23 protein-coding genes are annotated in these 21,218 nt (G+C 63.8%); 10 read left to right on the forward strand and 13 right to left on the reverse strand.

Going from position 1 to position 21,218, the window contains the following annotated elements:
- Positions 1–25: 25 nt before the first annotated feature.
- A complete protein-coding gene (locus tag BUQ73_RS15310) occupies positions 26–910 on the forward strand; it encodes a LysR family transcriptional regulator (RefSeq protein WP_079228690.1) in 885 nt (294 codons plus the stop codon).
- Here BUQ73_RS15310 and BUQ73_RS15315 read toward each other — a convergent pair.
- Complete coding sequence (locus BUQ73_RS15315; RefSeq protein WP_079228691.1) at positions 907–1,809, reverse strand: LysR family transcriptional regulator; 903 nt, start codon at positions 1,807–1,809, stop codon at positions 907–909. The two genes, BUQ73_RS15310 and BUQ73_RS15315, sit on opposite strands and share 4 nt — an antisense overlap.
- Positions 1,810–1,934: 125 nt before the next feature.
- Here BUQ73_RS15315 and BUQ73_RS15320 point away from each other — a divergent pair, with 125 nt between their 5' ends.
- Positions 1,935–2,999, forward strand: coding sequence for an AbrB family transcriptional regulator (locus BUQ73_RS15320; RefSeq protein ID WP_079228692.1), 1,065 nt, complete (start codon positions 1,935–1,937; stop codon positions 2,997–2,999).
- A 356-nt stretch (positions 3,000–3,355) separates the two neighbouring features.
- Here the strand turns inward: BUQ73_RS15320 and dddP are convergent, their stop codons facing one another.
- Positions 3,356–4,702, reverse strand: coding sequence for a dimethylsulfonioproprionate lyase DddP (gene dddP / locus BUQ73_RS15325; protein ID WP_079228693.1), 1,347 nt, complete (start codon positions 4,700–4,702; stop codon positions 3,356–3,358).
- Positions 4,703–4,978: 276 nt separating this feature from the next.
- Between dddP and BUQ73_RS15330 the strand changes: the two genes are divergently transcribed.
- Positions 4,979–5,977 (forward strand): LysR family transcriptional regulator, encoded by a 999-nt coding sequence (locus tag BUQ73_RS15330; RefSeq protein ID WP_079228694.1) that lies wholly within the window; start codon positions 4,979–4,981, stop codon positions 5,975–5,977.
- 6 nt (positions 5,978–5,983) lie between these two features.
- On the opposite strand, the gene BUQ73_RS15335 is transcribed toward BUQ73_RS15330, so the two are convergent.
- Both BUQ73_RS15335 and BUQ73_RS15340 read right to left on the reverse strand, forming a co-directional pair.
- Entirely contained in the window at positions 5,984–6,463 is a 480-nt protein-coding gene (locus tag BUQ73_RS15335) for a VOC family protein (RefSeq protein ID WP_079228695.1), read from the reverse strand.
- Positions 6,464–6,506: 43 nt separating this feature from the next.
- A complete protein-coding gene (locus BUQ73_RS15340) occupies positions 6,507–6,821 on the reverse strand; it encodes a DUF2388 domain-containing protein (protein WP_237772707.1) in 315 nt (104 codons plus the stop codon).
- A gap of 207 nt (positions 6,822–7,028) precedes the next feature.
- Between BUQ73_RS15340 and BUQ73_RS15345 the strand changes: the two genes are divergently transcribed.
- Complete coding sequence (locus tag BUQ73_RS15345) at positions 7,029–7,940, forward strand: hypothetical protein (protein ID WP_079228696.1); 912 nt, start codon at positions 7,029–7,031, stop codon at positions 7,938–7,940.
- A gap of 11 nt (positions 7,941–7,951) precedes the next feature.
- On the opposite strand, the gene BUQ73_RS15350 is transcribed toward BUQ73_RS15345, so the two are convergent.
- Positions 7,952–9,171 (reverse strand): IS3 family transposase gene (locus BUQ73_RS15350; protein ID WP_152031491.1). Its coding sequence is split into 2 segments (ribosomal slippage): positions 7,952–8,823 and positions 8,823–9,171, totalling 1,221 coding nucleotides; the frame shifts between segments, so codons are not numbered across the junction.
- Positions 9,172–9,260: 89 nt separating this feature from the next.
- Between BUQ73_RS15350 and BUQ73_RS15355 the strand changes: the two genes are divergently transcribed.
- Complete coding sequence (locus BUQ73_RS15355) at positions 9,261–9,692, forward strand: hypothetical protein (protein ID WP_079228697.1); 432 nt, start codon at positions 9,261–9,263, stop codon at positions 9,690–9,692.
- 143 nt (positions 9,693–9,835) lie between these two features.
- On the opposite strand, the gene BUQ73_RS15360 is transcribed toward BUQ73_RS15355, so the two are convergent.
- Complete coding sequence (locus BUQ73_RS15360) at positions 9,836–11,179, reverse strand: OprD family porin (RefSeq protein WP_079228698.1); 1,344 nt, start codon at positions 11,177–11,179, stop codon at positions 9,836–9,838.
- Between the two features lie 282 nt (positions 11,180–11,461).
- Between BUQ73_RS15360 and BUQ73_RS15365 the strand changes: the two genes are divergently transcribed.
- On the forward strand, positions 11,462–12,112 hold the full coding sequence (locus BUQ73_RS15365; protein ID WP_079228699.1) for a TIGR04211 family SH3 domain-containing protein: 651 nt from the start codon (positions 11,462–11,464) through the stop codon (positions 12,110–12,112).
- A 61-nt stretch (positions 12,113–12,173) separates the two neighbouring features.
- Here the strand turns inward: BUQ73_RS15365 and BUQ73_RS15370 are convergent, their stop codons facing one another.
- Positions 12,174–12,443 carry a hypothetical protein gene (locus BUQ73_RS15370; RefSeq protein WP_079228700.1) on the reverse strand — a complete coding sequence of 90 codons (270 nt, stop codon included), beginning with the start codon at positions 12,441–12,443 and terminating at the stop codon, positions 12,174–12,176.
- A gap of 93 nt (positions 12,444–12,536) precedes the next feature.
- On the reverse strand, positions 12,537–13,457 hold the full coding sequence (locus BUQ73_RS15375; RefSeq protein ID WP_079228701.1) for a LysR family transcriptional regulator: 921 nt from the start codon (positions 13,455–13,457) through the stop codon (positions 12,537–12,539).
- A gap of 123 nt (positions 13,458–13,580) precedes the next feature.
- Here BUQ73_RS15375 and BUQ73_RS15380 point away from each other — a divergent pair, with 123 nt between their 5' ends.
- Both BUQ73_RS15380 and BUQ73_RS15385 read left to right on the forward strand, forming a co-directional pair.
- On the forward strand, positions 13,581–14,315 hold the full coding sequence (locus BUQ73_RS15380; protein ID WP_079228702.1) for an SDR family NAD(P)-dependent oxidoreductase: 735 nt from the start codon (positions 13,581–13,583) through the stop codon (positions 14,313–14,315).
- A gap of 18 nt (positions 14,316–14,333) precedes the next feature.
- Positions 14,334–14,540, forward strand: coding sequence for a tautomerase family protein (locus tag BUQ73_RS15385; RefSeq protein WP_079228703.1), 207 nt, complete (start codon positions 14,334–14,336; stop codon positions 14,538–14,540).
- A gap of 23 nt (positions 14,541–14,563) precedes the next feature.
- Here the strand turns inward: BUQ73_RS15385 and BUQ73_RS15390 are convergent, their stop codons facing one another.
- Positions 14,564–15,445, reverse strand: coding sequence for a LysR family transcriptional regulator (locus BUQ73_RS15390; RefSeq protein WP_079228704.1), 882 nt, complete (start codon positions 15,443–15,445; stop codon positions 14,564–14,566).
- A 114-nt stretch (positions 15,446–15,559) separates the two neighbouring features.
- Here BUQ73_RS15390 and argC point away from each other — a divergent pair, with 114 nt between their 5' ends.
- Positions 15,560–16,495, forward strand: a complete 936-nt coding sequence (argC, locus tag BUQ73_RS15395; RefSeq protein ID WP_079228705.1) for an N-acetyl-gamma-glutamyl-phosphate reductase — start codon at positions 15,560–15,562, stop codon at positions 16,493–16,495.
- A 73-nt stretch (positions 16,496–16,568) separates the two neighbouring features.
- On the forward strand, positions 16,569–17,255 hold the full coding sequence (locus BUQ73_RS15400; protein ID WP_079228706.1) for a GNAT family N-acetyltransferase: 687 nt from the start codon (positions 16,569–16,571) through the stop codon (positions 17,253–17,255).
- A 121-nt stretch (positions 17,256–17,376) separates the two neighbouring features.
- Here BUQ73_RS15400 and BUQ73_RS15405 read toward each other — a convergent pair whose 3' ends face one another.
- Genes BUQ73_RS15405 through BUQ73_RS15420 form a run of 4 tightly spaced genes read right to left on the reverse strand, consistent with a single transcriptional unit; the run spans position 17,377 to position 21,206 of the window.
- The gene (locus BUQ73_RS15405) at positions 17,377–18,132 is read right to left on the reverse strand and encodes an ABC transporter permease (RefSeq protein ID WP_079228707.1); all 756 of its coding nucleotides are present in this window, start codon (positions 18,130–18,132) and stop codon (positions 17,377–17,379) included.
- Positions 18,132–19,337 carry an ABC transporter substrate-binding protein gene (locus BUQ73_RS15410; RefSeq protein ID WP_079228708.1) on the reverse strand — a complete coding sequence of 402 codons (1,206 nt, stop codon included), beginning with the start codon at positions 19,335–19,337 and terminating at the stop codon, positions 18,132–18,134. The genes BUQ73_RS15405 and BUQ73_RS15410 overlap by 1 nt, the downstream gene beginning before the upstream one ends.
- A complete protein-coding gene (locus tag BUQ73_RS15415) occupies positions 19,324–20,145 on the reverse strand; it encodes an ABC transporter ATP-binding protein (protein WP_079228709.1) in 822 nt (273 codons plus the stop codon). The genes BUQ73_RS15410 and BUQ73_RS15415 overlap by 14 nt, the downstream gene beginning before the upstream one ends.
- A complete protein-coding gene (locus BUQ73_RS15420) occupies positions 20,142–21,206 on the reverse strand; it encodes an acyl-CoA dehydrogenase family protein (RefSeq protein ID WP_079228710.1) in 1,065 nt (354 codons plus the stop codon). The genes BUQ73_RS15415 and BUQ73_RS15420 overlap by 4 nt, the downstream gene beginning before the upstream one ends.
- Positions 21,207–21,218: the final 12 nt, after the last annotated feature.

The following is a 21,218-nucleotide window of genomic DNA, read 5'->3' on the forward strand; positions in this document are numbered from 1 at the left end:
TCTCCCACCATACCCAGGAGGTCTGATGGAGCTGCGCCACCTTCGCTACTTCAAGGTCCTGGCTGAAACCCTGAACTTCACCCGCGCCGCCGAACTGCTGCACATCGCCCAGCCTCCGCTGAGCCGGCAGATCAGCCAGCTGGAGGAGCAGCTCGGGACCGTGCTGGTGCTGCGCGAGCGCCCGCTAAGGCTGACCGAGGCCGGGCGCTTCTTCTATGAACAGACCTGCACGCTGCTGCAGCAACTGGAAAACATCAGCGACAACACCCGGCGCATCGGCCAGGGCCAGCGCCAGTGGCTGGGCATCGGCTTCGCCCCGTCGACCTTGTACACGGTACTGCCGGAGTTGATCCGCGAACTGCGCAAGGACAGCGAGCTGGAACTGGGCCTGAGCGAAATGACCACCCTGCAGCAGGTGGAAGCGCTGAAAAGCGGGCGCATCGACATCGCCTTCGGCCGCATCCGCATCGACGACCCGGCAATCCAGCAGCAAGTGCTGCGCGAAGACCCGCTGGTGGCCGTGCTGCCCAAGGGCCATGCCCTGGCCGGTGCCCCGCTGACCCTCGAACAACTGGCCAGGGAAGCGTTCATCCTCTACCCCGCCAACCCCAGGCCGAGCTACGCCGACCACATCCTCGCGCTGTTCGCCCACCACGGCATGAGCCTCAAGGTCAGCCAGTGGGCCAACGAACTGCAGACCGCCATCGGCCTGGTCGCCGTCGGGCTGGGCGTGACCCTGGTGCCGGAGTCGGTGCAACAGCAGCACCGCACCGACATCGAGTACGCCAGCCTGCTCGACCGCAGCGCGGTCAGCCCGATCATTCTCAGCCGGCGCAAGGGCGACAGCAGCCCGATCGTGCAGCGTTGCCTGGCGCTGATTGCCCAGCAGGCAGTGGCGGCAGCGGTTTAGTCACGTTCGAAAAAACTGCTGCCCTTTTCCTTGAGCAGCGTCACCAGCGCCCCTGCCGCCGGTGACAGGTAGCCCTCCGTGCGCACCGACACGGCAACGGTGCGGCGCATAGTGGTCTGCTTCAGCGGCACTTCGCGCAGCCACGACATGCCCAGCCCATGTTCCAGGGTTTCCCGGGCGGCGAAGCTGAGCAACTGGGTACGGGCGATCAGGCGTGGCAGCAGCGAGATGGCATTGGTCTCGATCTGCACCTGCGGCGCCGGCAACTGATGGGCGATGAACACGTTGTCGATCCAGCGCCGGGCGGTCACCGTCGGCCCTGCCAGCACCCAGCGGTATTGGCAGAGGCTGTGCAGGGTGATGGGGCCGGCGAAGATCGGGTGCTCCGCGCTGGCCACCACGATCGCTTCATCTTCAAGGATGGGATAAGTGGTGAACTCCGGGTCCATGCTGATCTGCGGTGAAATGATCACATCCAGCCGCCCGCCGCGCAGGGATTCCTTGAGCACATCGTCCTGGGCGATGGACAGCTTCAAGGTCACGTCCGGTGCCCGCTCCAGCAGCGCCGCGGTCAGGTGCGGCAGCAGGTGATCGGCCATGCTCGCCGCACAGCCCAGGCGGATGTTGCCGACCAGCCCGCTGGCAAAGTCGCGCACCTCGCGTTCGGTTTCGGCGATGTTCAATTGCAGTTGCTTGCCGCGCGCCAGCAGCAGCTTGCCGACATCGGTGAGCTTGATCCGCCGGCCATCGCGCTGGAACAACCGGGTACCCAGTGATTCTTCCAGGCGCTGGATGCTCTTGCTCAGCGCAGGCTGGCTGCGGTTGAGCTTTTCCGCCGCCCGGCCCAAGTGGCCCAGTTCGGCGATGGTTTCGAAGTAAGTAAGGTCACGCAGGTCCATGATTCATGAATTTCAGTTATGGATTCATCAAAAGTAGAAAATAGACTTGATCGATTGCGCCGTCGATAATTTTCTCCGCTGGCGCTGCCAGCCCCCGCGATACCGCTGCGCAAGGAGTATCCACGTTGCAGACCGCCCTACCCGGCTTTTCCAGAAATACCTTCCAATGGCTCGCCCTGCTGATTTGCGCCGGTGCATTCGGCCAGTTGCTGCATACCCTGGCCGTACCGGCGGGGTTGTTCCTCGGCCCCATGCTGGTGGCCATCGTGTTCGGCGTCTCGGGCGCGCAACTGCACCTGCACCGCCAGGTGTTTCGCTTCGGTCAAGGCTGCGTCGGCTTGCTGGTCGCCCACTCGGTGACCTGGGCCGTGCTGGTATCGATGGCCCAGTCCTGGCACCTGATGCTGGTCGCGACCTTCATCACGGTAGTGCTCAGTGCCCTGGTCGGCCTCGGCACCGTACGCTTCGGTGGCATCCCTGGCAGCACCGCCGCCTGGGGGACCGCGCCAGGGGCGGCTTCGGCTATGGTGTCGATGGCCGAGGAAAACGGCGCCGATGGCCGCGTGGTAGCGACCATGCAGTATGTGCGGGTGGTGTGCGTGGTGATGATCGGCTCGCTGGTCAGCCACCTGCTCGGCGCCGCGCCTGGCACGGGCGCGGTGGCCAATGCGCCAGCGGTGCTGGAAGGCCCGCACCTGCTCGACAGCCTGCTCAGCCTTGCCGTGGTGCTGGTGGGTATCACCCTCGGTAGCCGCCTGCCTGCCGGTGCCTTGCTGACGCCACTGCTGCTTGGCGGCGCCCTGCAACTGAGCGGGCTGCTGACCATCCACTTGCCCGAACCCTTGCTGGCCGCTGCCTACGGCGCCATCGGCTGCTACATCGGCCTGCGCTTCGACCGGCAGACCGTGCGCTATGTGTGGAAGCGCCTGCCGACCATGATTGCCGGGGCCGTAGCGTTGATCGTGCTGTGCGCCGCTTGTGCCTATGTGCTGGCCCTGGCGATGGGCACGGACTTCCTGTCGATGTACCTGGCCACCAGCCCGGGCGGGCTGGATGCCATGGCGATCATCGCGGTGGAAACCCATGCGGATGTCGGGTTGGTGCTGGCGATGCAGACGTTGCGGCTGTTCGGGGTGATTCTGACCGGGGCCTTTTGTGCGCGGCAGATCATACGCCTGACCCGGGTGTAGGTGGGCAGAGGTGCATGCCTTGGGGGTTGTGGCGCCTGGGAGGTCGAGCGCCGCCCGCGCGGCGCATCGCGACGCAAGGCCGCTCCCACATCTGTTTCGGGCCAATCACTCCTGTGGCATTGGCGCGCGTGCCCTTGTTTGTTCCATTTGATATCGATGGGTGATCATCTGCTTTTGTACTCTGTGTAGACATGCACCAGATTGCGCACGCAAAAGGTGCAGGAATAACTGGCCCGAAACAGATGTGGGAGCGGCCTTGCGTCGCGATGCGCCGCGCGGGCGGCGCTCGATCTCCCAGGCACCACAAACCTCAAGGCTGGCACCTATCCACAAACCTCAAGGCAGGCTCCTACCCACTAATCACGCAGAAAGCTGTCTTCGAACGGGTAATGGGTCAACAGCTCAAACCCAGTCTCGGTCACCAGCAACTGGTTCTCCAGCTTGATCCCGTCGCGCCCCCCCACCTCGCCGACATAGGCCTCGACACACAGCGCCATACCCGCCTGCAGTTCACCTTCATAACCATAGGACTCAAGGTCCTCCGGGTAGCGAATGCACGGGTACTCATCACACAGCCCCACACCATGGAACATCACGCCATAACGCTGCGCCCGGCAGCTCTGCGGCAGGCGATGGCCGTTGCGGGTGAGGTCGGTAAAGCGCGCACCGGGCCTGACCATTTCGGCGTTGACGTGAATGTGCTCGTGGGCGATGCGGTACAGGCGCTTCTGTTCGGCAGTGGGCTCCACATCACCGCAGATCCAGCTGCGCGACATGTCCACACAAAAGCCGTAGACGCCGACCAGGTCGGTATCGAACGACAGCAGGTCGCCGTCGCCGAGCACCCGTGGGCCGGACTCCTGATACCAGGGGTTGGTGCGCGGGCCGGAGCTGAGGATGCGGGTTTCGATCCATTCGCCGCCACGGCGGATGTTGCCTGCATGCAGCGCGGCCCACACATCGTTCTCGGTGGCACCGGCACGCATCGCCTGGCGCATCTCGGCAATCGAGGCCTCGCAGGAAGCAACGGCGCAACGCATGGCGAGGATCTCGTCCGGTCCCTTGATCATGCGGGCGAACTCGGTGACTTCCTGGCCGTTTTGCACCTGCACGCCCAGCGCATCGAGGGCGCGCAGGCCGGCGACTTCGATTCGGTCCACGGCCAGGCGGCGGTTGTTGCCGGCATGGCTGCGCAATATTTCATCGACCTGAGCGCAGAAGCGCCTGGCGTGTTCCTCGGTACGGTCCCCGGTCTCGAAATAGAAGAACGATGCGCCGCTGCGCAGCTCCGATACCAGCGGCAGGTGCGCAGAAAGGTGGTCACAGCCATGGAAGTCCCACAACACCACATGGCCGCTGGCGGCGACGAAACAGGCGCGGGCCGGGTTGTGGGTAGTCCACAACTGCATGTTGGTGGTGTCGGTGGCATAGCGGATATTCAACGGGTCGAACAGCAGGATGCCACCAAGGTCGCGGGCGATGAGCTGTTCACGGATACGTTGCAGGCGGTACTCGCGCATGCTTGGCAAGTGCGGGGCCTGCAGGCCGAGGTTGGCCCATTCGGCAAAGGCCAGCGGGGTCGGGCCGATTTCGGTGCGGTCGTTGTCATCAACCGAGCCATCGGCCTTGAGCGCAGCGGCGCGCTGGCGGGACGGGTCGATGCGGCGGGCTTGGGCGGGGATCGAGAACGGCGAGGTCATCATGGCGTGCGGTTTTCCCTGGTCTTATTGTGTGGAAACAGCGGTACTGATGATGTGCGATTGCTGGCAGCCCGGCGCCCACAAAGTCGACAAGACAATGCCCGAAAGCGGCGCTGGCCGGTGGGATGCGCGCCGATATCGGACTTCAATGCCGGGGTTCGTTCAGTTAGTCTTCAAACGATTAAGGAAAGCGTCACGCTGCTGCCTGATCACAGTCTATTGCGAGCGTTTTGCCGCAAAGAACCGACATTTTCTGAGGCTTATTGATTACCGGAACGTATGGTCAAGCACACCAAACCCGATCAGACCTTGATCAAGATGCCCTCGCTGCGCGCAGTCAAGGCATTCGTCGCCGCCGCCCGCTACCAGAACTTCACCCGTGCAGCCGAAGCACTGTGCGTGACCCAGGCGGCAATCAGCCGGCAGATCCGCGACCTTGAGGAGCACCTGGGCGCCGAACTGTTCAACCGCGCCGGGCGTACGGTCGAGCTGACACCGGCCGGTTCGATCTTCTACGACGCCGTGCAACTGTCGTTCACCAACATCGCCCAGGCTGCCGACCGCATCCGCCACAACGAGTCGCCCAAGCAGCGGGTGACGTTGTGCTGCACGCCGGCATTCGCCAACTTCTGGCTAGGGCCGAAGTTACCGGCCTTGTTCGCAGCCTACCCGGAGCTCGACCTGAACATCGTGACGATGCAGAACTTTCTGACCCTCGAAAACGGGGTCAACCCGGACATCATCATCTGCAAGATGGCCAAGAACGGCCAAGGCTACTTCAGCCAGCCGCTGGTCTGTGACGTGATCTACCCGGTGTGCACACCGCAGTACCTGGAACTGCACCCAGAGGTCCAGACACTGGACGGCCTGCGCAACACCGCCCTGCTCAACCTCAGCCCGTTCGGCCGCTCGCAGGTGGCCGAGCATGTCGACTGGAAGGTCTGGTTCGCCTACCAGGACATCGACCTTGACCAGCGTGACGCGGATGCACCGAAACTGTTCAACGCCAACGACTACAGCCTGCTGATGCAACTGGCGCAGAACCATCAGGGTGTGGCACTGGGCTGGCATTACCTGGTCGCGCCGCTGGTGCAACAGGGCCTGCTGGTGCGGCCGGTGAGTGACACCCTGGTGCACCGCGACACCCGCCACTACCTCAGCCTCAGCGAGGCCAAGAGCCGTGATGCCAGTTGCTGCAAGTTGCGCGACTGGCTGGTCGAGCAGTTCGACTGGTCACTGCACGAAGAGGCCGGCAGCCTGCCTTGGGCCCAGGCTTGATCGACCCTACCCTTTCAGTGCAGCCTCGATCCTGGCCACGTCGATCTTGCCCATGGTCATCATGGCGTCGAACGCGCGCTTGGCTGCGGCTTTGTCGGGGTTGGCAATGGCTTCGATGAGGATGCGCGGGGTGATCTGCCAGGAGATGCCCCATTTGTCCTTGCACCAGCCGCAGACGCTCTCGCTGCCACCGTTGTTGACGATGGCATCCCAGAGCCGGTCGGTCTCGGCCTGGTCCTCGGTGCTGACCTGGAACGAAAACGCCTCGCTATGCTTGAACGTGGTGCCGCCATTGAGGCCCACGCAGGGAATGCCCATCACGGTAAATTCGACGGTAATCACCTCGCCGGCCTTGCCCGAAGGGTAGTCGCCGGGGGCCGGGTGCACCGCCACCACCTTGCTGTCGGGGAAGGTCCTGGCATAGAAGTTCGCCGCTTCTTCGGCATCCTTGTCGAACCACAGGCAGATCGTGTTCTTGGCAATCATGGCAAGGCTCCATGGGAGAACAGAAAGCCTTGAGTCTAGCCCGTCAGGCCTGGCTGGCGATGGCCGCGGCCAGCGCAGCGTCGCTCAACGCCGATTGCGGATGGGCCTGGCGGTAGTCGCGCAGCGCCTGCTGCAGGCGCGGCCCGCACAGGCGACCGTTGGTCGCGACGTACGCCAGGGCATCGTCGCGCGCCGCTGCGGTGCTGCTCAGCGGATGGCTGGTGGACTCGCTGAGCGCCGCCGTACCCACGCTGCTGCCAATGGTGAAATGGTCGGTCACGCTGCCCTTGCCGTCCATGGCCCAGGCCTGGCTGCAGCACAGCAGGACCAGGGTGCTCGATAAACCGGTTCGCTTCACGTGGCAGGCCCTCCTGATAAAAATGCCAGTTTTGCACAGAGGCCAGAACAGCAACCACAGGCATGGCGAGCAGTGGCCTGCAAAAAACGATAATGAATCAGAAAAATCCTACCGATACCGAAGAAGCCTCCCACAACTCAGCTAATTCCCGGCGCTGCATCATTGTCGGCAAACCTCATAAGCGACTTTTCGCAAGGAGATACAGGTTTGTCGGATTTCAAATCAAAGCTGCAGCACCTCAGTGCCGAGCAGATCGAGGCGTTGTACAACGAATACATCGGTGGTGAGAAAATCGCACTGCTGCTCGAACGCTATGCCATCGACATCGCCCCCAGCAGCCTGATCAAGGCCTTCCCTCCGGTGCCTTGCGCCGATCTCAAGTGCCCTTACTGCGAAGTCAGCCTGTACGAGCGACGCAAAAGCCGTTCGGCCTACAGCTGGAACGATAACCTGGCCTACTGCCCGAACTGCGCGCATCGCCATTACTTCCCCGGGCGCAACCAATGGCAGCGTGATTGCGCCTGCCAGCCTTGCCTGGCGGCGCGTGAACGCGCCAGGCAGGCACTGGCCATCGAACAGCGCAAACGCATCAAGGAACACTGGTCATTGGCAAAGCACCAGCCCGTGCCATTGCACACGTTGTCGATTACCCGGCAGTTGCAGTTGCTGGCCATGCTGGCGATACGCATGGATGCGCAGAGGGATTGCATCCAGGCCGCGGAAAAATCCACCGGGGATGCGCTAGTCAGCCCATCCCTGAGCATGGATGCGAACATACTGCTGGCGCTGCACGAGGATCAGGTCCTGCTGGTCGACCCCGATTCGCCACTGGATGCCTTCAGCGAAGACCCCACCCCGAAGGCCTGGCAGAACAAGGTGCGCTGGATCGCCAATGTCAGCCTTGACGGCCAGCAGCGGGCCGGCCTCGGCCCCCTGTATCGTGCCCTGCACAAGGCCCTGTCCAATGGCCCGCAGATGCAATGGCGCGGCGAGATCGCCGAAGCCATCGAGCTGCTTTGCAACGAAGAGGTCTGTGCCTACATAGCCAGCCGCAGTGCCGAACACGGCCTGCCCTTCGACGTGTCTAGTCCTGAAATAGGTTTACACCTGTTCAGGTAGGCCGACAGGCCTCAAAACGCCCGATGCACTGCATCGGGCGTTTTGTTTTTCAGGGCCATATGGGGCCGTTCTGTGTTGTAGATCTGCACTGCCTCGTCAACCATCTGTCTCGCCTGCTCAAGATCTTCAGGGCTGCTCAACAGCAGCTCCATCTTGAGGATTCCGTTGATTCGCTCGGCCAGCGCGTTCTGGTAGCAGTCATACCCATCAGTCATGGAGCACTGAACATCGTGCCGTTGGTGCAGTGACTGGTACAGCGCCGAGCAATATTGGATGCCTCGATCCGAATGGTGGACTAATGGCTGGCGACGACGTCGCTTTCGTAATGCCTGCTTGAAGGCTTGCGCCACTGACTCGGCATGCAGGCTTTCATGGACGTGGTGGCCAACAATTTTCCTGGAGTACGCATCCGTTACCAGGCTCAGGTACAGCGGGCCGTTACGTGCGGGCAGGTAAGTAATATCGGCAACCCAGACGTGCTCCGGCCTTGTCGGAACGACTTGGCTTGGGCCCGGCTTGAGTAAGTTGGGATGGCGGTAGAAGCGATGAAAGCTTTGTGTTGTCTTGTGGTAGGCCCGCTTAGGCAGCACCAGCAAACGGCGCTCTCCCAAGACCTGGAACAGCCTATCTCGGCCAACTTGGAACCGTTTGTCAGGTTGGCAATGCAGCAGATAGTGCAGCTTGCGTGTACCCAGACGAGGCTGGCGCATCCGGACTTGCTGAACAAACTCAACCACCTGATCTGCCTGGCGCTCTTTGCCATCAGCAGTTCGGTTGCGCTTGTAGTAAGCCTGTCGACTGATGCCTAGAAACTGACAAGCCCTGGCAATGCTCAGTCCTGCGACTTGACCTTGCGAGAGGACTTGCCGGATCGCTTTTTTACGACCGAAACACCATAGTCATTTTTCAGAACATCAACGACCGTCTCAAAAAACTGGGCCTTCTGGCTCATCAGTTCCAACTGTTGCTCAAGCTCTTTGATCCGCTGCTCTGGAGTGAGCGTTTTGGGGTCAGACATCGCGCAGCTCCTCTCGTCGCGGATCGAGGCCCCCTGGCTCCAATCCTGCCGACCGTGCTTACGCAACCATACCAGAACCGTCGACCGACCCTGGATGCCATACCGCACCTGGGCCTGTTTGTAGGTCAGTTCGCCTTTTTCAATCTGATCAACCACCGCCAATTTAAAAGACAGTGAGTAATCTCTCTGTGTGCGCTTTACACCTTGCTCCATCTGACTCTCCGGAAATTCGGGATGGGAGGTGTAAACCTTATTCAGGACGGGACAACGCCAGGAAAAAAGCCGCAGAAGTCGCAACACAGTTGCTCGATGTGCACCCCGTACGGCACATCTGGTCACTGGCCAACACCGCCGTGCGCGGGGCGTTGTCATTCGTGGCCCGCGCCCAGGTCAGCAAGCGCCACGCGGCCAATACCATTCCCGGCAGCATGCTGTCGCTAAGCGAGCGCTCCATTCGGGAGCAATGGCAGTTCACGGTATCGAGCTACGACACCCATGCCCCGCGCTCAGGCTTCAGCCAGGCGCTGTTCGACGTGCTGCTGCAGCAGGATGACCATGGCCTGTGCCGCAAGGTCAGTGACTACATCGCAGATCTGCCGGGGCAGGCTGATACCAGCGGCTATACGCTGTTCTGCGCCATGTGCGGGTCGAACCTGGTGCACGTGCAGGCGGGGCTGCGGGAAACCATCGTCAACTGCAAGGACTGCCTGGCCAGGACCTTGGTGTCGACCTAGCCGACATCGGCCTGCCCGGTTCGCTACGGTCGGTGCTGGCGATGACAGTAAGGTTGGGGGCAAAAAACTAAAAAAGGCGCCCCACCGGGGCGCCAAACCATCCACCTCTTACCAAAGGAGCTGACGCGCTTCTCAAGGTGAATTCACAGCACCGACAGCGGGTACTCGACAATCAGCCGCACTTCGTCCAGGTCCGCCTCGAACGCGGTTGCCCGGGTGGTCGCCTGGCGCACGCGCAATGACAGGTCCTTGGCTGCACCGCTCTGCACCACATACTTGACCTCGATGTCCCGCTCCCAGCGCTTCTGGTCGGTCAACGGGTTGCCGTCCGCGTCGCGGCGCATGTAGAAGGCGTTGGCGTTGGAATAGTCGGCGTCGGTACCTTTTGCGTAACGGCTCATGAACGACAGCCCCGGCACCCCGTAGGCCGCCATGTCCAGGTCATAGCGCAGCATCCACGAGCGCTCCTTGGGCGAGTTGAAGTCGCTGTACTGGATGGAGTTGTCGAGGAAGATCGAGTCGGACTGGCGCAGGTAGTCGAAATCATCATCGCCATTGTTGCGCTGGTGGCTCAGCGCTAGCGTGTGAGCACCAAAGCGCACCCCGGCTTTCACGCTCCAGATGTCATTGTCGAACGCGCCCAGGCGCTGCTGGCCTTCATCGACGGCCTTGTAGTAGTTGAAGCCGCCGATCAGGGCAAGGTCGTCGCTCAACGGCCAGCTGGCACTGGTGCCGGCGTAGTACTGGTTCCATACATCCTTGAGCCGGCTGCTGAACAGGCTGACACTCACATGCTCGTTGAGGTCGTAGTCACCACCGCCGTAGGCAATCCAGGGTGAATCCACCGGGCCGCCATAGAAGGTCACGAAGTTCTCGCGCATGTCGCTGGAGACCGGCTGGCTCATGGCATGCAGGCGGCCGGCCTGCAGGGTCAGGTCCTTGAGACTGGTGTTTTCCAAGGTCACGCCGCGAAAGCTTTCCGGCAACAGACGCGAATCACCAGCAGCCACGACCGGGTTGGCCGGGAATACATCACCCCCCTTGAGCACGGTATCGAACAGGCGCAGCTTGGCCGCACCGCCCAGCTTGGTGTATTCGTCACGTGCCTGGCCGTCGTGCTCCACCGGCAGCACATCGAACGAACTGCGCCCGCCGTTGCGCCCACCGCCGGTGTCCAGCTTGAGGCCGAGCATGGCGAACGCGTCCAGGCCGAAACCCACTGTGCCTTGGGTGAAGCCGGACTCGAAGCGGCTGATGATGGCGTGCGCCCAGGCTTCGGAATAACCATTGCTCGCTGGCTTGGTACTGCTCTGCACCGGGGCCGGGCCGTCGCGGTTGTCGCGATTGAAGTAGAGATTGCGGTTGAGCACGTTGAGCGTGCTGCCTTCGATGAAACCTTCGGGCTTTACTTCGGCGGCGTTTGCCAGTGCACTGACGCCAGACAGCGTCAGGCATGCCGCCAGGGACAGGGGGGCGGTTCGGGTCATCCGAGGCTCCTTGAGTGACGATTATTGTTGTGTCGGCGGAGTCGGAGAGTGGGGCCTGGCAGATAACGCCAAGGTGATTGGCGCATTACAATCGCGTCATGCGGGCGCAGCGGCTCTAGCCCGGCTTTTGCAACATTCTGTAGGTAATTCCTACGTGCAGCAGTGAACCTGCCTACAAAATTGCGGTCTGTCCCTGACGGTCAATTCACCGACCGGTTCGCCGGCCCCATTGCTGATCTACAGTTACCGGGCCTATTTTCCCTGTTGCAGCGAAGACCCAACATGCCTGAATCCCGCCCAGCCTCCCTTGCCCTCACTGCCCTGCGCGGCAGCCTGCTCGCCGCCCTGGTGGCTCTTGCCGTCCCCGCGCATGCCGAAGAGCCGGCCAGCGATGCGCGCTGGGTCAGCGACAGCCTGAGCACCTACGTGCGCAGTGGCCCGACCGATGGCCACCGCATTGTCGGCACGCTCAAGTCGGGGCAGAAACTCACCCTGGTCGGCAGCCAGGGCAACTACAGCCAGGTGCGTGGCCAGAATGGCGACCTGGTGTGGATCCTCACCAGCGACCTGCAGTCGGTGCCGGGCCAGAACGAGCGCCTGCCGCAACTTGATGCACAGGTGGCGGACCTGTCCGGGCAACTCAAGACCATCGATGACAGCTGGAAAAACCGCGTGCAGGGCATGCAGGAAACCCTCGACTCGCGCAAGAAGCTCATCGATGAACTGGAAGCGCGCAACCAGGCGCTCAACGAACAGCTCGACCAGAGCCAGTCGAGCCTGCGCGACACCCAGGCACGCCTGGGCGACGAGAACAAGCAGGTGATGATGCGTTACATGGTGTACGGCGGCAGCATCGCCGGTGCGGGGCTGCTGATGGGGCTGATCCTGCCGGCGCTGACCCGTGGCCGGAAGAAGAACGACCGCTGGTTCTGATGACGAACATGCGGGCCTCTTCGCAGACTCAACAGCGCAGAGGCCCGCATGAAAAAGCGCGCTATCGGCTGCGCGCCTTGTTATAGATAGTTTTGGCCTGGTCGGCGGCAGATTGACACGCGGCCCAATCTCCTGCGTCCCGAGCCTTTTTGGCTTGTTCCCATTTCACTTTGAAATCATGCGCCATACCGCCGTGCATGGCCTGGCCACTGGCTTTGTGGTCGGCTTCCAGCTCCTTGATCTTCGCATCGCAATTGGTCTTGGCCTCATCAGCAGCTTGAACACCAAAACTCACCAGACAAGCAGCCACCAGCAGTGTCACGTATTTCATGTCGCGTTCTCCTGGGTAATCGGAATGGTCATCGAGAGACATTTGGCTCGACGCAGGGAGAAGCATAGTCGGCGATGCGGGGGCTGCGTCGGTTCAGCCTGGCGGTCGGGCGCCTTCGGCAAAAAGGAAGTCGATAAACGCCCGCACTCGCAGTGGCATGTGCCGAGCCTGGGGGTAGATGAGCATGAAGGGGCGCGAGGTACCGCCGTATTCACCCAGTACCTCGACCAGTTCGCCACGCGCCAGTGCGTCCTGCACGGTGAAGCGATGGGCCTGCATCAGGCCACCCCCATGACGCACCAATGTCGCGGTCGCCAGGAAGTCACCCAGGCAGGTGAGGCCCCCCTGGGTCTCCATTTCAATTTCCCGGCCTTCGATGCGGAAACTCCAGGGCGGACGACGGCCAGTGCTGGCCAGCTCGAACTGGATGCACTCATGCCCGGCCAAATCCTGCGGCACCTGCGGCGTGCCCCTGCGCGCCAGGTAGGCCGGTGCCGCCACCACCACCAACTCGGCATTTTCCAGGCGTCGAGCCACCAGTCGTGAATCGCCGGGCTCTCGGCCACGGATGGCGAGGTCGAAGTGCTCCTCGGCGAAGTCGACGTTGCGATTGCTGACGTGCACATCTACCTGCACCTGGGGATAGCGCTGACGGAATGCCGGCAGCAACGGCAGCAAACGATGATGCGCATACGGTGTGGGCGCACTGATGCGCAGGCGACCACTTGGTACAGCCTGGCCACCCATGGCCTGGCGCTCCGCCTCGACCAGTTGTCCGAGCGCCTGGCGGCATTGCTGGTAGTAGGCCTGGCCGGCGTCGGACAAGCGCATCTGCCGCGTCGTCCGTACGAACAGCCGCACGCCCAGGCGCTCTTCCAGGCGCGCCACGCTGCGGCTCACCGCGGCTGGGGTGACGCCGGCCTCGGTTGCTGCAGCGGTGAAGCTGCCGGTATCGGCTGCCAGGCAGAACAGCTCCAGGCTGCCCAGTTGCAAGTCGTCGAAGTGGCGGGTCATGGCGGCTCTATTGATTACACGGTGTATCGATTGAAATGCCATCCAGCTCATTTTTCAAGCTGGCGTTGAGCCCTACAGTGGTTTCCACCACGAGCCAACGGCTCACTTCCGGAGAACGCAAACATGAGCAAGCCAAGCACTGTCATCATCACCGGGGCCTCCAGCGGCCTGGGCTTCGCCCTCGCCAAGGCCTTCCTCGAACGCGGCGACAATGTGGTCGGCAATGCCCGCAGCCAGGCACGCCTGGAGCAGGCTGCCGCCCGCCTCGGCCATTCACCGCGCTTCGTTGGCGTGGCCGGTGACATCGCCGAAGCAAAGACTGCCCAGCGCCTGATCGCCACAGCCCAGGAGACCTTCGGCGGCGTCGACATCCTGATCAACAATGCTGGGATCTTCATCCCCAAACCCTTCACCGAGTACAGCGAGGCAGACGTCGACGCACTGGTCGGCACCAACCTCAAGGGCTTTTTCTATCCGTCGCAGGCAGCGGCAAAGGTCATGGCTGCACAAGGCCACGGGCACATCATCGCCATCACCGCCTCCATCGCCCTGCAGCCCGATACCCGTGTGCCGGCGCTGTTGCCGGTGCTGGTCAAGGGCGGGCTCAATCAGGCAGTCAAGGGCCTGGCCCTGGAGCTGGCCGCCAGCGGTGTGCAGGTCAATGCTGTGGCGCCCGGGATCATCGATACGCCGCTGCACAGTGGCGAGGTCGAGGGCCTTGGCGGGCTTTCGCCGAGCGGTCGCACCGGTAAGCCGCAGGATGTGGTGGATGCAGTGCTGTACCTGACCGATGCGCGCTTCGTCAGCGGCGTAATCCTGCCTGTCGACGGCGGTAGCACCGCTGGCACCTGGCACTGAACAGAGGAGCAAGCAGCCATGCCTTACGTCCATATTCGGGTGACCGACGAAGGGGTGACCCAGGAACACAAGCGCCAGCTGATCGAGGGCACCACGCAATTACTGGAACAGGTACTGGGCAAGCCTGCGGCCAGTACCTTTGTGGTGATCGAGGAAGTACCGACAGATAACTGGGGGGTTGGCGGCGAGACCGTGACGGCAGTTCGCCTGCGAGAACGGGGCTGAACCCTGGGGCTGCTGTGCAGCCCCTACTGCCGCAACCGCTCCAACGCCTCCAGTACAAACCCCGTAGCCCGCTCAACCTCCCCTTCGCGGCAGGCAATTCCCAACTGCCTCCACAACCCCGGCCGCAGCGGCCGGCGCGCAATCCGCCGGTCCAGCTCGGCGGCTTCACCTTCCTGGGGCAGCAAGGTCGCGCCGTAGCCGGCCCCTACCAGGCTCTTGATCGCATCGTTGTAGTTCAGCTCGATCCGCGGCTCGGGATACAAGCCCGCCGCCGCGAACCACTCACCCGTCACCCGCGACAACTGGGTACTGCTGTCATTGAGGATCAACGCGCGCTGCCCCAGCCAGGCCGCGGTGACCTTGGCCGGCGGCTGCCACTCGGCCGGTACATACGCCAGGATCGGGTCACGCCGCCAGGGCGTGAGCCTGACGCCCTTGCCCGCCACCTGCGGCAGCGCCACCAGGCCGATATCCAGGGTGCCTTCGCGCAAACGCGCAAGGGAAGCCTGGGAGGTCAGCACCTGAACCTGCACGTCGATGCCCGGGTGCGCCACCCGCAGGTGCTCGAGGGCCTTGGGCAGCAGATGGGCAATGGCACCGGTGGAAGCGCCCAGGCGCACCCGCCCAGTCAGGCCTTCGACCTGACGGCGCACTTCGTCCAGGGCCAGGTCGGCATCCGCCAGCAGGCGGCGAGCGCGGGCCAGCAAGGTCTCGCCGATGGCCGTGGGGCGCACCTGGTTGCGGTTGCGGGTCAGCAGCGGCGCACCAACCCGCGCCTCCAGCTCGGCCACGTGCAGGCTGATGGTGGGTGGCGCCAGGTTGAGCTGGCGGGCGGCCTCGGCGAAGGAGCCCAGGTCGGCGATCACCACCAAGGTGCGGAGGCGGTCGAGGCTGATTTCGCGCATGGGTGGCGATCCTTGATTCATCAAAACTGAATGTCAGCATCATGATATTCAAATTTTCTTTCTCAAGGCCACAAGCGAGCATAGGTCATCCCCTCCCCTGACCGGACCCCGACCATGCACACCCCAGTTGTCTTCATCGACGGCGACCAAGGCACCACCGGCCTGCAGATCCACGCCCGCCTACAAGGCCGCAACGACCTGCGCCTGCTGACCTTGCCGGAGGCTGAGCGCAAAGACCCACAACGCCGCGCCGACGCCATCAACAGCGCCGACATCGCCTTGCTGTGCCTGCCCGACGACGCCGCCCGCGAAGCCGTGGCAGCCATCGAAAACCCCGCCGTACGGGTGATCGACGCCAGCTCCGCACACCGCACCTCGCCAGGCTGGGTCTACGGCCTGCCGGAGCTGGACGGGCAACAGGCCGAACGCATCGCTCAGGCCAAGCGGGTCAGCAACCCCGGCTGCTACCCCACCGGGGCCATCGCCCTGCTGCGCCCGCTGGTCAAGGCCGGCCTGTTGCCGGCCGACTACCCGCTGACCATCCACGCTATCTCCGGCTATTCCGGCGGCGGCCGTGCGGCCGTCGAGCGGCACGAGATGCCGGGTGCCGAACAGGCCCCGACCTTGCAACTGTATGGCCTGGAGCTGGCGCACAAGCACGTGCCGGAAATCCAGCTGCATGCCGGCTTGTCGGCACGGCCGATGTTCCTGCCGGGTTACGCGGCCTACCGCCAAGGCATCGTCCTGAGCATCCCGCTGCAACTGCGCCTGCTGCCCGGCCAGCCCGACGCCGAACAGTTGCAGGCTTGCCTGGAACAGCATTACCAGGGCGCCCGCCATGTGCAGGTAATGCCCCTGCACCAGCAGGGGCCGGCCACCCCACTCGACCCTGAGGCGCTGAATGACAGCAACGACCTGCGCCTGGCGCTGTACGCCAACCCCGAACATGGCCAGGTGGTGCTGACTGCGGTGTTCGACAACCTCGGCAAGGGTGCCTCGGGCGCAGCGGTGCAGAACCTCGACCTGATGCTTGCCGCGATGCGCGGCTAAAAAGGGTTTAGACTGTGCACCCCGCGCCAACCCGGCGCGGGGTGAGCCAACCGCAGCCGGAGCCCGTCCACCGATGTTCATCCTGAGCCGCCTCGACAGCGTGCCGCCCGAATCTTTCCAGAACCAGATCCGCGAACTGGTGATCCACAACGTCGGCGCGCTGAGCAGCGTCGCCATCCGTGCCGAAAACCCGCTGTATCCGCTGTATCAGTACGGTGTCGGCATGGAGGTGCACCAGTACCTGCAAGCCATGGACGGCACCCGCGGCCTGGCCGTGCAGCTGACCCTGGCCCTGGATGCCGATGCACCCGACCAGTTGCTCGGTTTCGCCTTGAGCTTGCCGGCCCAGGACAACCCCCATGCTTGCGCCCTGGCGTTTCTTGCCGTGGTGCCCGGCCACCGCCGCCAAGGCATTGCCCGCGCCCTGCTGGGTGACGCGCAGGCGCGCTATGCCAGCGTCGAGCTGAATGCCTTTGCCGACCAGGTGCCATGGTTCGAAAGCATGGGCATGCAGGTGGTAGCCGCCAGCGGGCCGCAAGTGTTGATGAGCAGCACCGGCCAGGCCAGTGGCGCGCTGATCGGTCGGCTGGACATTGCGCCGATCTACCAGACTGCCGAGGTGCTGCAGATTCACACCTACCTGCTCAATCAGCAGGGTGAGGATGCCATGCTCGATGCCGAGCAGCAGCGTGATGAATGGCTGGATGAATTGACCGCCCAGGCGAACGCCTGTGTGCGGGAGCGCAAGTCAGTGCATTGACGTTCTGGGGCTGCTTTGCAGCCCTTTTCGCGACACAAGGCTGCTCCTACAGGGGAATGCAACCACCTGTAGGAGCGGCCTTGTGTCGCGAAAAGGGCCGCAAAGCGGCCCCGGGATTCTTTCAGGCATGTACCCAGCGCCGATGCAGCCCACGGGCCAGGGCATCGAGCATGAACCCCAGCACGCCAATCAGCAGTACCATCGCCATCAACTCCGAATAGGCGAGGCGGTCGCGGGTATCGAGAATGAAATAGCCCAGCCCCGCGCTCACCCCAAGCATCTCGCACGGCACCAGCACGATCCACAGGATGCCGATGGCCAGGCGCACCCCGGTCAGCACATGGCCGATCACCCCGGGAATGATCACCTTGCACAAGGTTTCCCAGCGCGTGGCACTCAGGCTGCGGCTCAGCTGCAGCCAGCGCGGGTCTAACTGGCGTACGCCAGCGGCGGTGTTGAGCAGGATCGGCCACAAGGCGGCGAAGGCCAGCAGGAAGTAGATCGGTTGGTCGCCCACCCCCATCAGCATCACCACCACCGGCATCCACGACAGCGGCGAGATCATCCGCAAAAACTGGAACGCCGGCGTGGTCGCGGCCTCCAGATGCCGGTAGCTACCGACCAGCAGCCCCAACGGCACGCCGATCAGCAACGCCAGCAACAAGCCGACCAGAATGCGCTTGAGGCTGACCCAGACATGCCCGTAGACCTCGCCCTGGCCGAGCAGCTCGACCAGGCTGGCCAGGGTCGCCTGTGGCGAGAAGCGCGCCGACAGGCCATCGGCCTCGCCGAACAGCTGCACACCCGCCCACCACAGCAACAGCAACCCCAGCAGGCCGGCCAGACCCAGGCCGGCATGTACGACATGCTTGCGCATCAGACCGCGAACTCCTCGCTACGCTGGAAGTTCTCGGCAATGCCGAACACCGAAGGGCCGCCGACGGCGGCGATGGCGTTGCGTACGAAGCGGTCATCGACCAGGTCGCGCGCAGTCTGCGCCGGGTCCAGGCCTGCAAGGAAGTTGCTCTCACCTTCGATCAGGGTGTTTTTCAGGCGCTTGACCAGCTCCTCGGTGTAGCTGGGGTACGGGTATGGCTGGAAGTCGATGCGCTTTTCGTCCCACTGCTGGTGCTGGATGGCACCACTGGCAATGTAGCCGGCACGGTCTTCGGCAGCCGGCGCCAGCACCTTGGTCAGCACCGCCGGCTCATGGGGGGTGTACTTGTTGGGGCCCGCCTTGGACAGCAGCGCCGCCGCTTCGGCGCGATGGTCGCGGGTCCATTGCTGGGCCTTGACGATGGCATTGACCACCTTCTGCGACCACTCCGGGCGGTTGTTCAGGTCATGCTCGTGCATGAACACCACGCAGCAGGCGTGATTGCGCCAGACATCACCGGTAAAGCGCTGCACGCGGCCGACCTTGAGGTTCTCGGCCAGGGCGTTGAACGGTTCGGCAACGATGTAGCCGGCAATGCGCTTGCTGGCCAGGGCCGGCGGCATGTCCGACGGCGGCAGCACCAGCAGGTTGACTTCGTTAGCCGCCAATTGGGCATTGGCGGGCTTCGACACCGGGGTCAGGCCATTGTCGTTGAGCATCTGCTGCAGCACCACGTTGTGGATCGAGTACCAGAACGGGATGGCCACGGTCTTGCCGCCCAACTGCTTCATGTCGGTGATGTCTGGCGCCACGGTCAGGCCCGAGCCACCCACATGGTTCCAGGCCACGACCTTGGCCGGCACCTTGCTGCCATAACGCGCCCACACGGTCATTGGCGACAGCAGGTGAATGACATTGACCTGGCCAGAGATGAACGCCTCGATCACCTGCGCCCAGCTGCGCAGCAGCACCGGGCGTTCGGCCTTGATGCCCTCGGCCTCGAACAGGCCATTGTTGTGCGCCACCAGCAGCGGCGTGGCGTCGGTGATCGGCAGGTAGCCGATGCGCACCGGCGCGTCGGGTTCGGCGGCGGCGCGGGCCTGCAGGCTGGACAGCAGCGGCACGGCCCCGGCGGCAGTCAGCATGGCGCTGAGCTTGAGGAAATCACGACGCGAAGTGGTGGAACAGCAGTCATCCATGCACATGTGCAGGCTCCGAAGGCAACGAGGTAGGGGAAGGTGCAGCGGTGCGGCTGGCCCGCCGAAGGGTTTTGAGGATGTCGATTCGCAGCGCGCCCAGCTCCTCGACCCGCTGCGTGCGCGGTTGCGGCAGGTCGATGTGCCATTGGCCGAGGATGTGCGCCGGGTGGTTACCCAGTAGCAGCACCCGGTCGGACAACAACAAGGCCTCGTCGATATCGTGGGTAATCAGCACGGCGGCGGTGTTATGGGTGGCGATCAGTTGCAGCAGCAGTTGCTGCATGTCGGCACGGGTCACCTCGTCGAGCGCACCGAACGGCTCGTCGAGCAGCAGCACTTCAGGCTGGCGTGCCAGGCAGCGGGCCAGCGCAGTGCGCTGGGCCATGCCGCCGGACAACTGCGCCGGATAGTGGGTGCGCGCATGGGCCAGGCCTACCGCGCTGATGGCATGATCAATGCGCGCACGGCGCTCGGCTGCGGCCAGCTTGGGCTGGCGGGCGAAATCCAGGCCGAAGGCGACGTTCTTTTCCAGGCTCAGCCAAGGCAGCAGGCTCGGGTCCTGGAAGGCCACCGCCAGGCGCGGGTGTGGCCCCTGCAGCGGTTCGCCACGCAAGGTCACGCTGCCACCGCGTGGCTGCTGCAGCCCGGCCAGCACCCGCAGCAGGCTGGACTTGCCTACGCCACTGGGGCCGAGGATGGTCACCACCTCCCCTGGCGCCAGCTGCAGGTCGAAGCGCGCCAGCACTTCCTGCCAGCCGCCCTCGCGCGGGTAGCCCAGGCTGATTTCGCGGGCTTCGAGCAACGCTTGGCTCATGCGCTGGCGGCCTGGCGATGCAGCTCGGCGCGCAGCTGCACCAGGCTTGGGGTGACGATCGGCACGAACGCCGACTCGCGCCAGCGGCGGGCGAAGCCGGCACCGAACTCATCCAGGTACGCCTTGCCGCCGCTGGCTTGCAACTCCAGCTGCACCGCGTCGGCAGCGCACTCGGCGAGGGTGATGCGCAGCTTGAACAGCGCCGCCGGCTGGCCCTGGAAGCGGCCTTCGAGCAGGCCCTGCTTGAGCTCGGCCACGGTGTTCTCCAGGCGCTCCTTGAGTACCTGACGGTGCTCTTCGAGGAACGACAGGCGCCCGTGCAGGTGCTCATGCACTTCGTGCAGCGAACGCCGTGCCAGGCCGATGGCCATGCCGCACTGCAAGGCGAGAAACGCCGGGCGCACCTTGGGCAGGAACTCGCGGGCGTTTTCGTGCAGCAGCCAGTCGCGGCCCAGCTCGACCTGGTGGAACGCCAGCGCTGCGGTATTGCTCGATTGCAGGCCCATCAGCTGCAGGTCGTCGGAACGCTCCACGCCCTGGCTGTTGGAGGGGATGGCCAGCACGAAGGGCGAACCGCCGGCATCGTCCTCGATGGCCGCCGCCACCACGAAACCGCTCTTGCGCAGGTTGGTCACCCAGTGCAGGCGGCCTTCCAGCGTCCAGCCCGCCGCGTCGGGGCGGCCGCGTACCTGCAGCGCCTCGATCCCGGAGAGGAACTTCATGGCATTGGACAAACCGGTGGCACCGGCCAGTTCGCCGGTCAGCAAGCCGGGCAACAAGCGCTCGCGCAGGGCCTGGTTGGGGCTTTGCAGCAGGTATTCGATGAACGCACGCTGGCCCCAGCAGACAAAGGCTGCGGCCAGTGAGCGGCTGGCGATGGCGGCGATGGCTTCGACCGCATGGGTGACCGCGCCACCGTTGCCGCCCAGTGCCGGGTCGACGCCGATGCGTAGCAGTTGCGATTCGGCGATGTGCGCCAGCACCAGTTGTGGGTCGCACTGGCCCTGGTCGATTGCCTCGGCATTGGCATCCAGCCATTGACGAAATGCAGCATCAAGCATGTCCCTACTCCT

This window comes from Pseudomonas putida (genome assembly GCF_002025705.1).
GTDB lineage: Bacteria > Pseudomonadota > Gammaproteobacteria > Pseudomonadales > Pseudomonadaceae > Aquipseudomonas > Aquipseudomonas putida_J.

Bases quoted from the DNA above. Each gene is read 5' to 3' on its own strand.
- BUQ73_RS15365 (WP_079228699.1), top strand. From the start codon at position 11,462: ATGCCTGAATCCCGCCCAGCCTCCCTTGCCCTCACTGCCCTGCGCGGC.
- BUQ73_RS15370 (WP_079228700.1), bottom strand. From the start codon at position 12,443: ATGAAATACGTGACACTGCTGGTGGCTGCTTGTCTGGTGAGTTTTGGT.
- BUQ73_RS15335 (WP_079228695.1), bottom strand. From the start codon at position 6,463: ATGATTGCCAAGAACACGATCTGCCTGTGGTTCGACAAGGATGCCGAA.
- argC (WP_079228705.1), top strand. From the start codon at position 15,560: ATGCACACCCCAGTTGTCTTCATCGACGGCGACCAAGGCACCACCGGC.
- BUQ73_RS15360 (WP_079228698.1), bottom strand. From the start codon at position 11,179: ATGACCCGAACCGCCCCCCTGTCCCTGGCGGCATGCCTGACGCTGTCT.
- BUQ73_RS15330 (WP_079228694.1), top strand. From the start codon at position 4,979: ATGGTCAAGCACACCAAACCCGATCAGACCTTGATCAAGATGCCCTCG.
- BUQ73_RS15375 (WP_079228701.1), bottom strand. From the start codon at position 13,457: ATGACCCGCCACTTCGACGACTTGCAACTGGGCAGCCTGGAGCTGTTC.
- BUQ73_RS15405 (WP_079228707.1), bottom strand. From the start codon at position 18,132: ATGCGCAAGCATGTCGTACATGCCGGCCTGGGTCTGGCCGGCCTGCTG.
- BUQ73_RS15390 (WP_079228704.1), bottom strand. From the start codon at position 15,445: ATGCGCGAAATCAGCCTCGACCGCCTCCGCACCTTGGTGGTGATCGCC.
- BUQ73_RS15380 (WP_079228702.1), top strand. From the start codon at position 13,581: ATGAGCAAGCCAAGCACTGTCATCATCACCGGGGCCTCCAGCGGCCTG.
- BUQ73_RS15315 (WP_079228691.1), bottom strand. From the start codon at position 1,809: ATGGACCTGCGTGACCTTACTTACTTCGAAACCATCGCCGAACTGGGC.
- BUQ73_RS15415 (WP_079228709.1), bottom strand. From the start codon at position 20,145: ATGAGCCAAGCGTTGCTCGAAGCCCGCGAAATCAGCCTGGGCTACCCG.
- BUQ73_RS15310 (WP_079228690.1), top strand. From the start codon at position 26: ATGGAGCTGCGCCACCTTCGCTACTTCAAGGTCCTGGCTGAAACCCTG.
- BUQ73_RS15410 (WP_079228708.1), bottom strand. From the start codon at position 19,337: ATGTGCATGGATGACTGCTGTTCCACCACTTCGCGTCGTGATTTCCTC.
- dddP (WP_079228693.1), bottom strand. From the start codon at position 4,702: ATGATGACCTCGCCGTTCTCGATCCCCGCCCAAGCCCGCCGCATCGAC.
- BUQ73_RS15400 (WP_079228706.1), top strand. From the start codon at position 16,569: ATGTTCATCCTGAGCCGCCTCGACAGCGTGCCGCCCGAATCTTTCCAG.
- BUQ73_RS15420 (WP_079228710.1), bottom strand. From the start codon at position 21,206: ATGCTTGATGCTGCATTTCGTCAATGGCTGGATGCCAATGCCGAGGCA.
- BUQ73_RS15385 (WP_079228703.1), top strand. From the start codon at position 14,334: ATGCCTTACGTCCATATTCGGGTGACCGACGAAGGGGTGACCCAGGAA.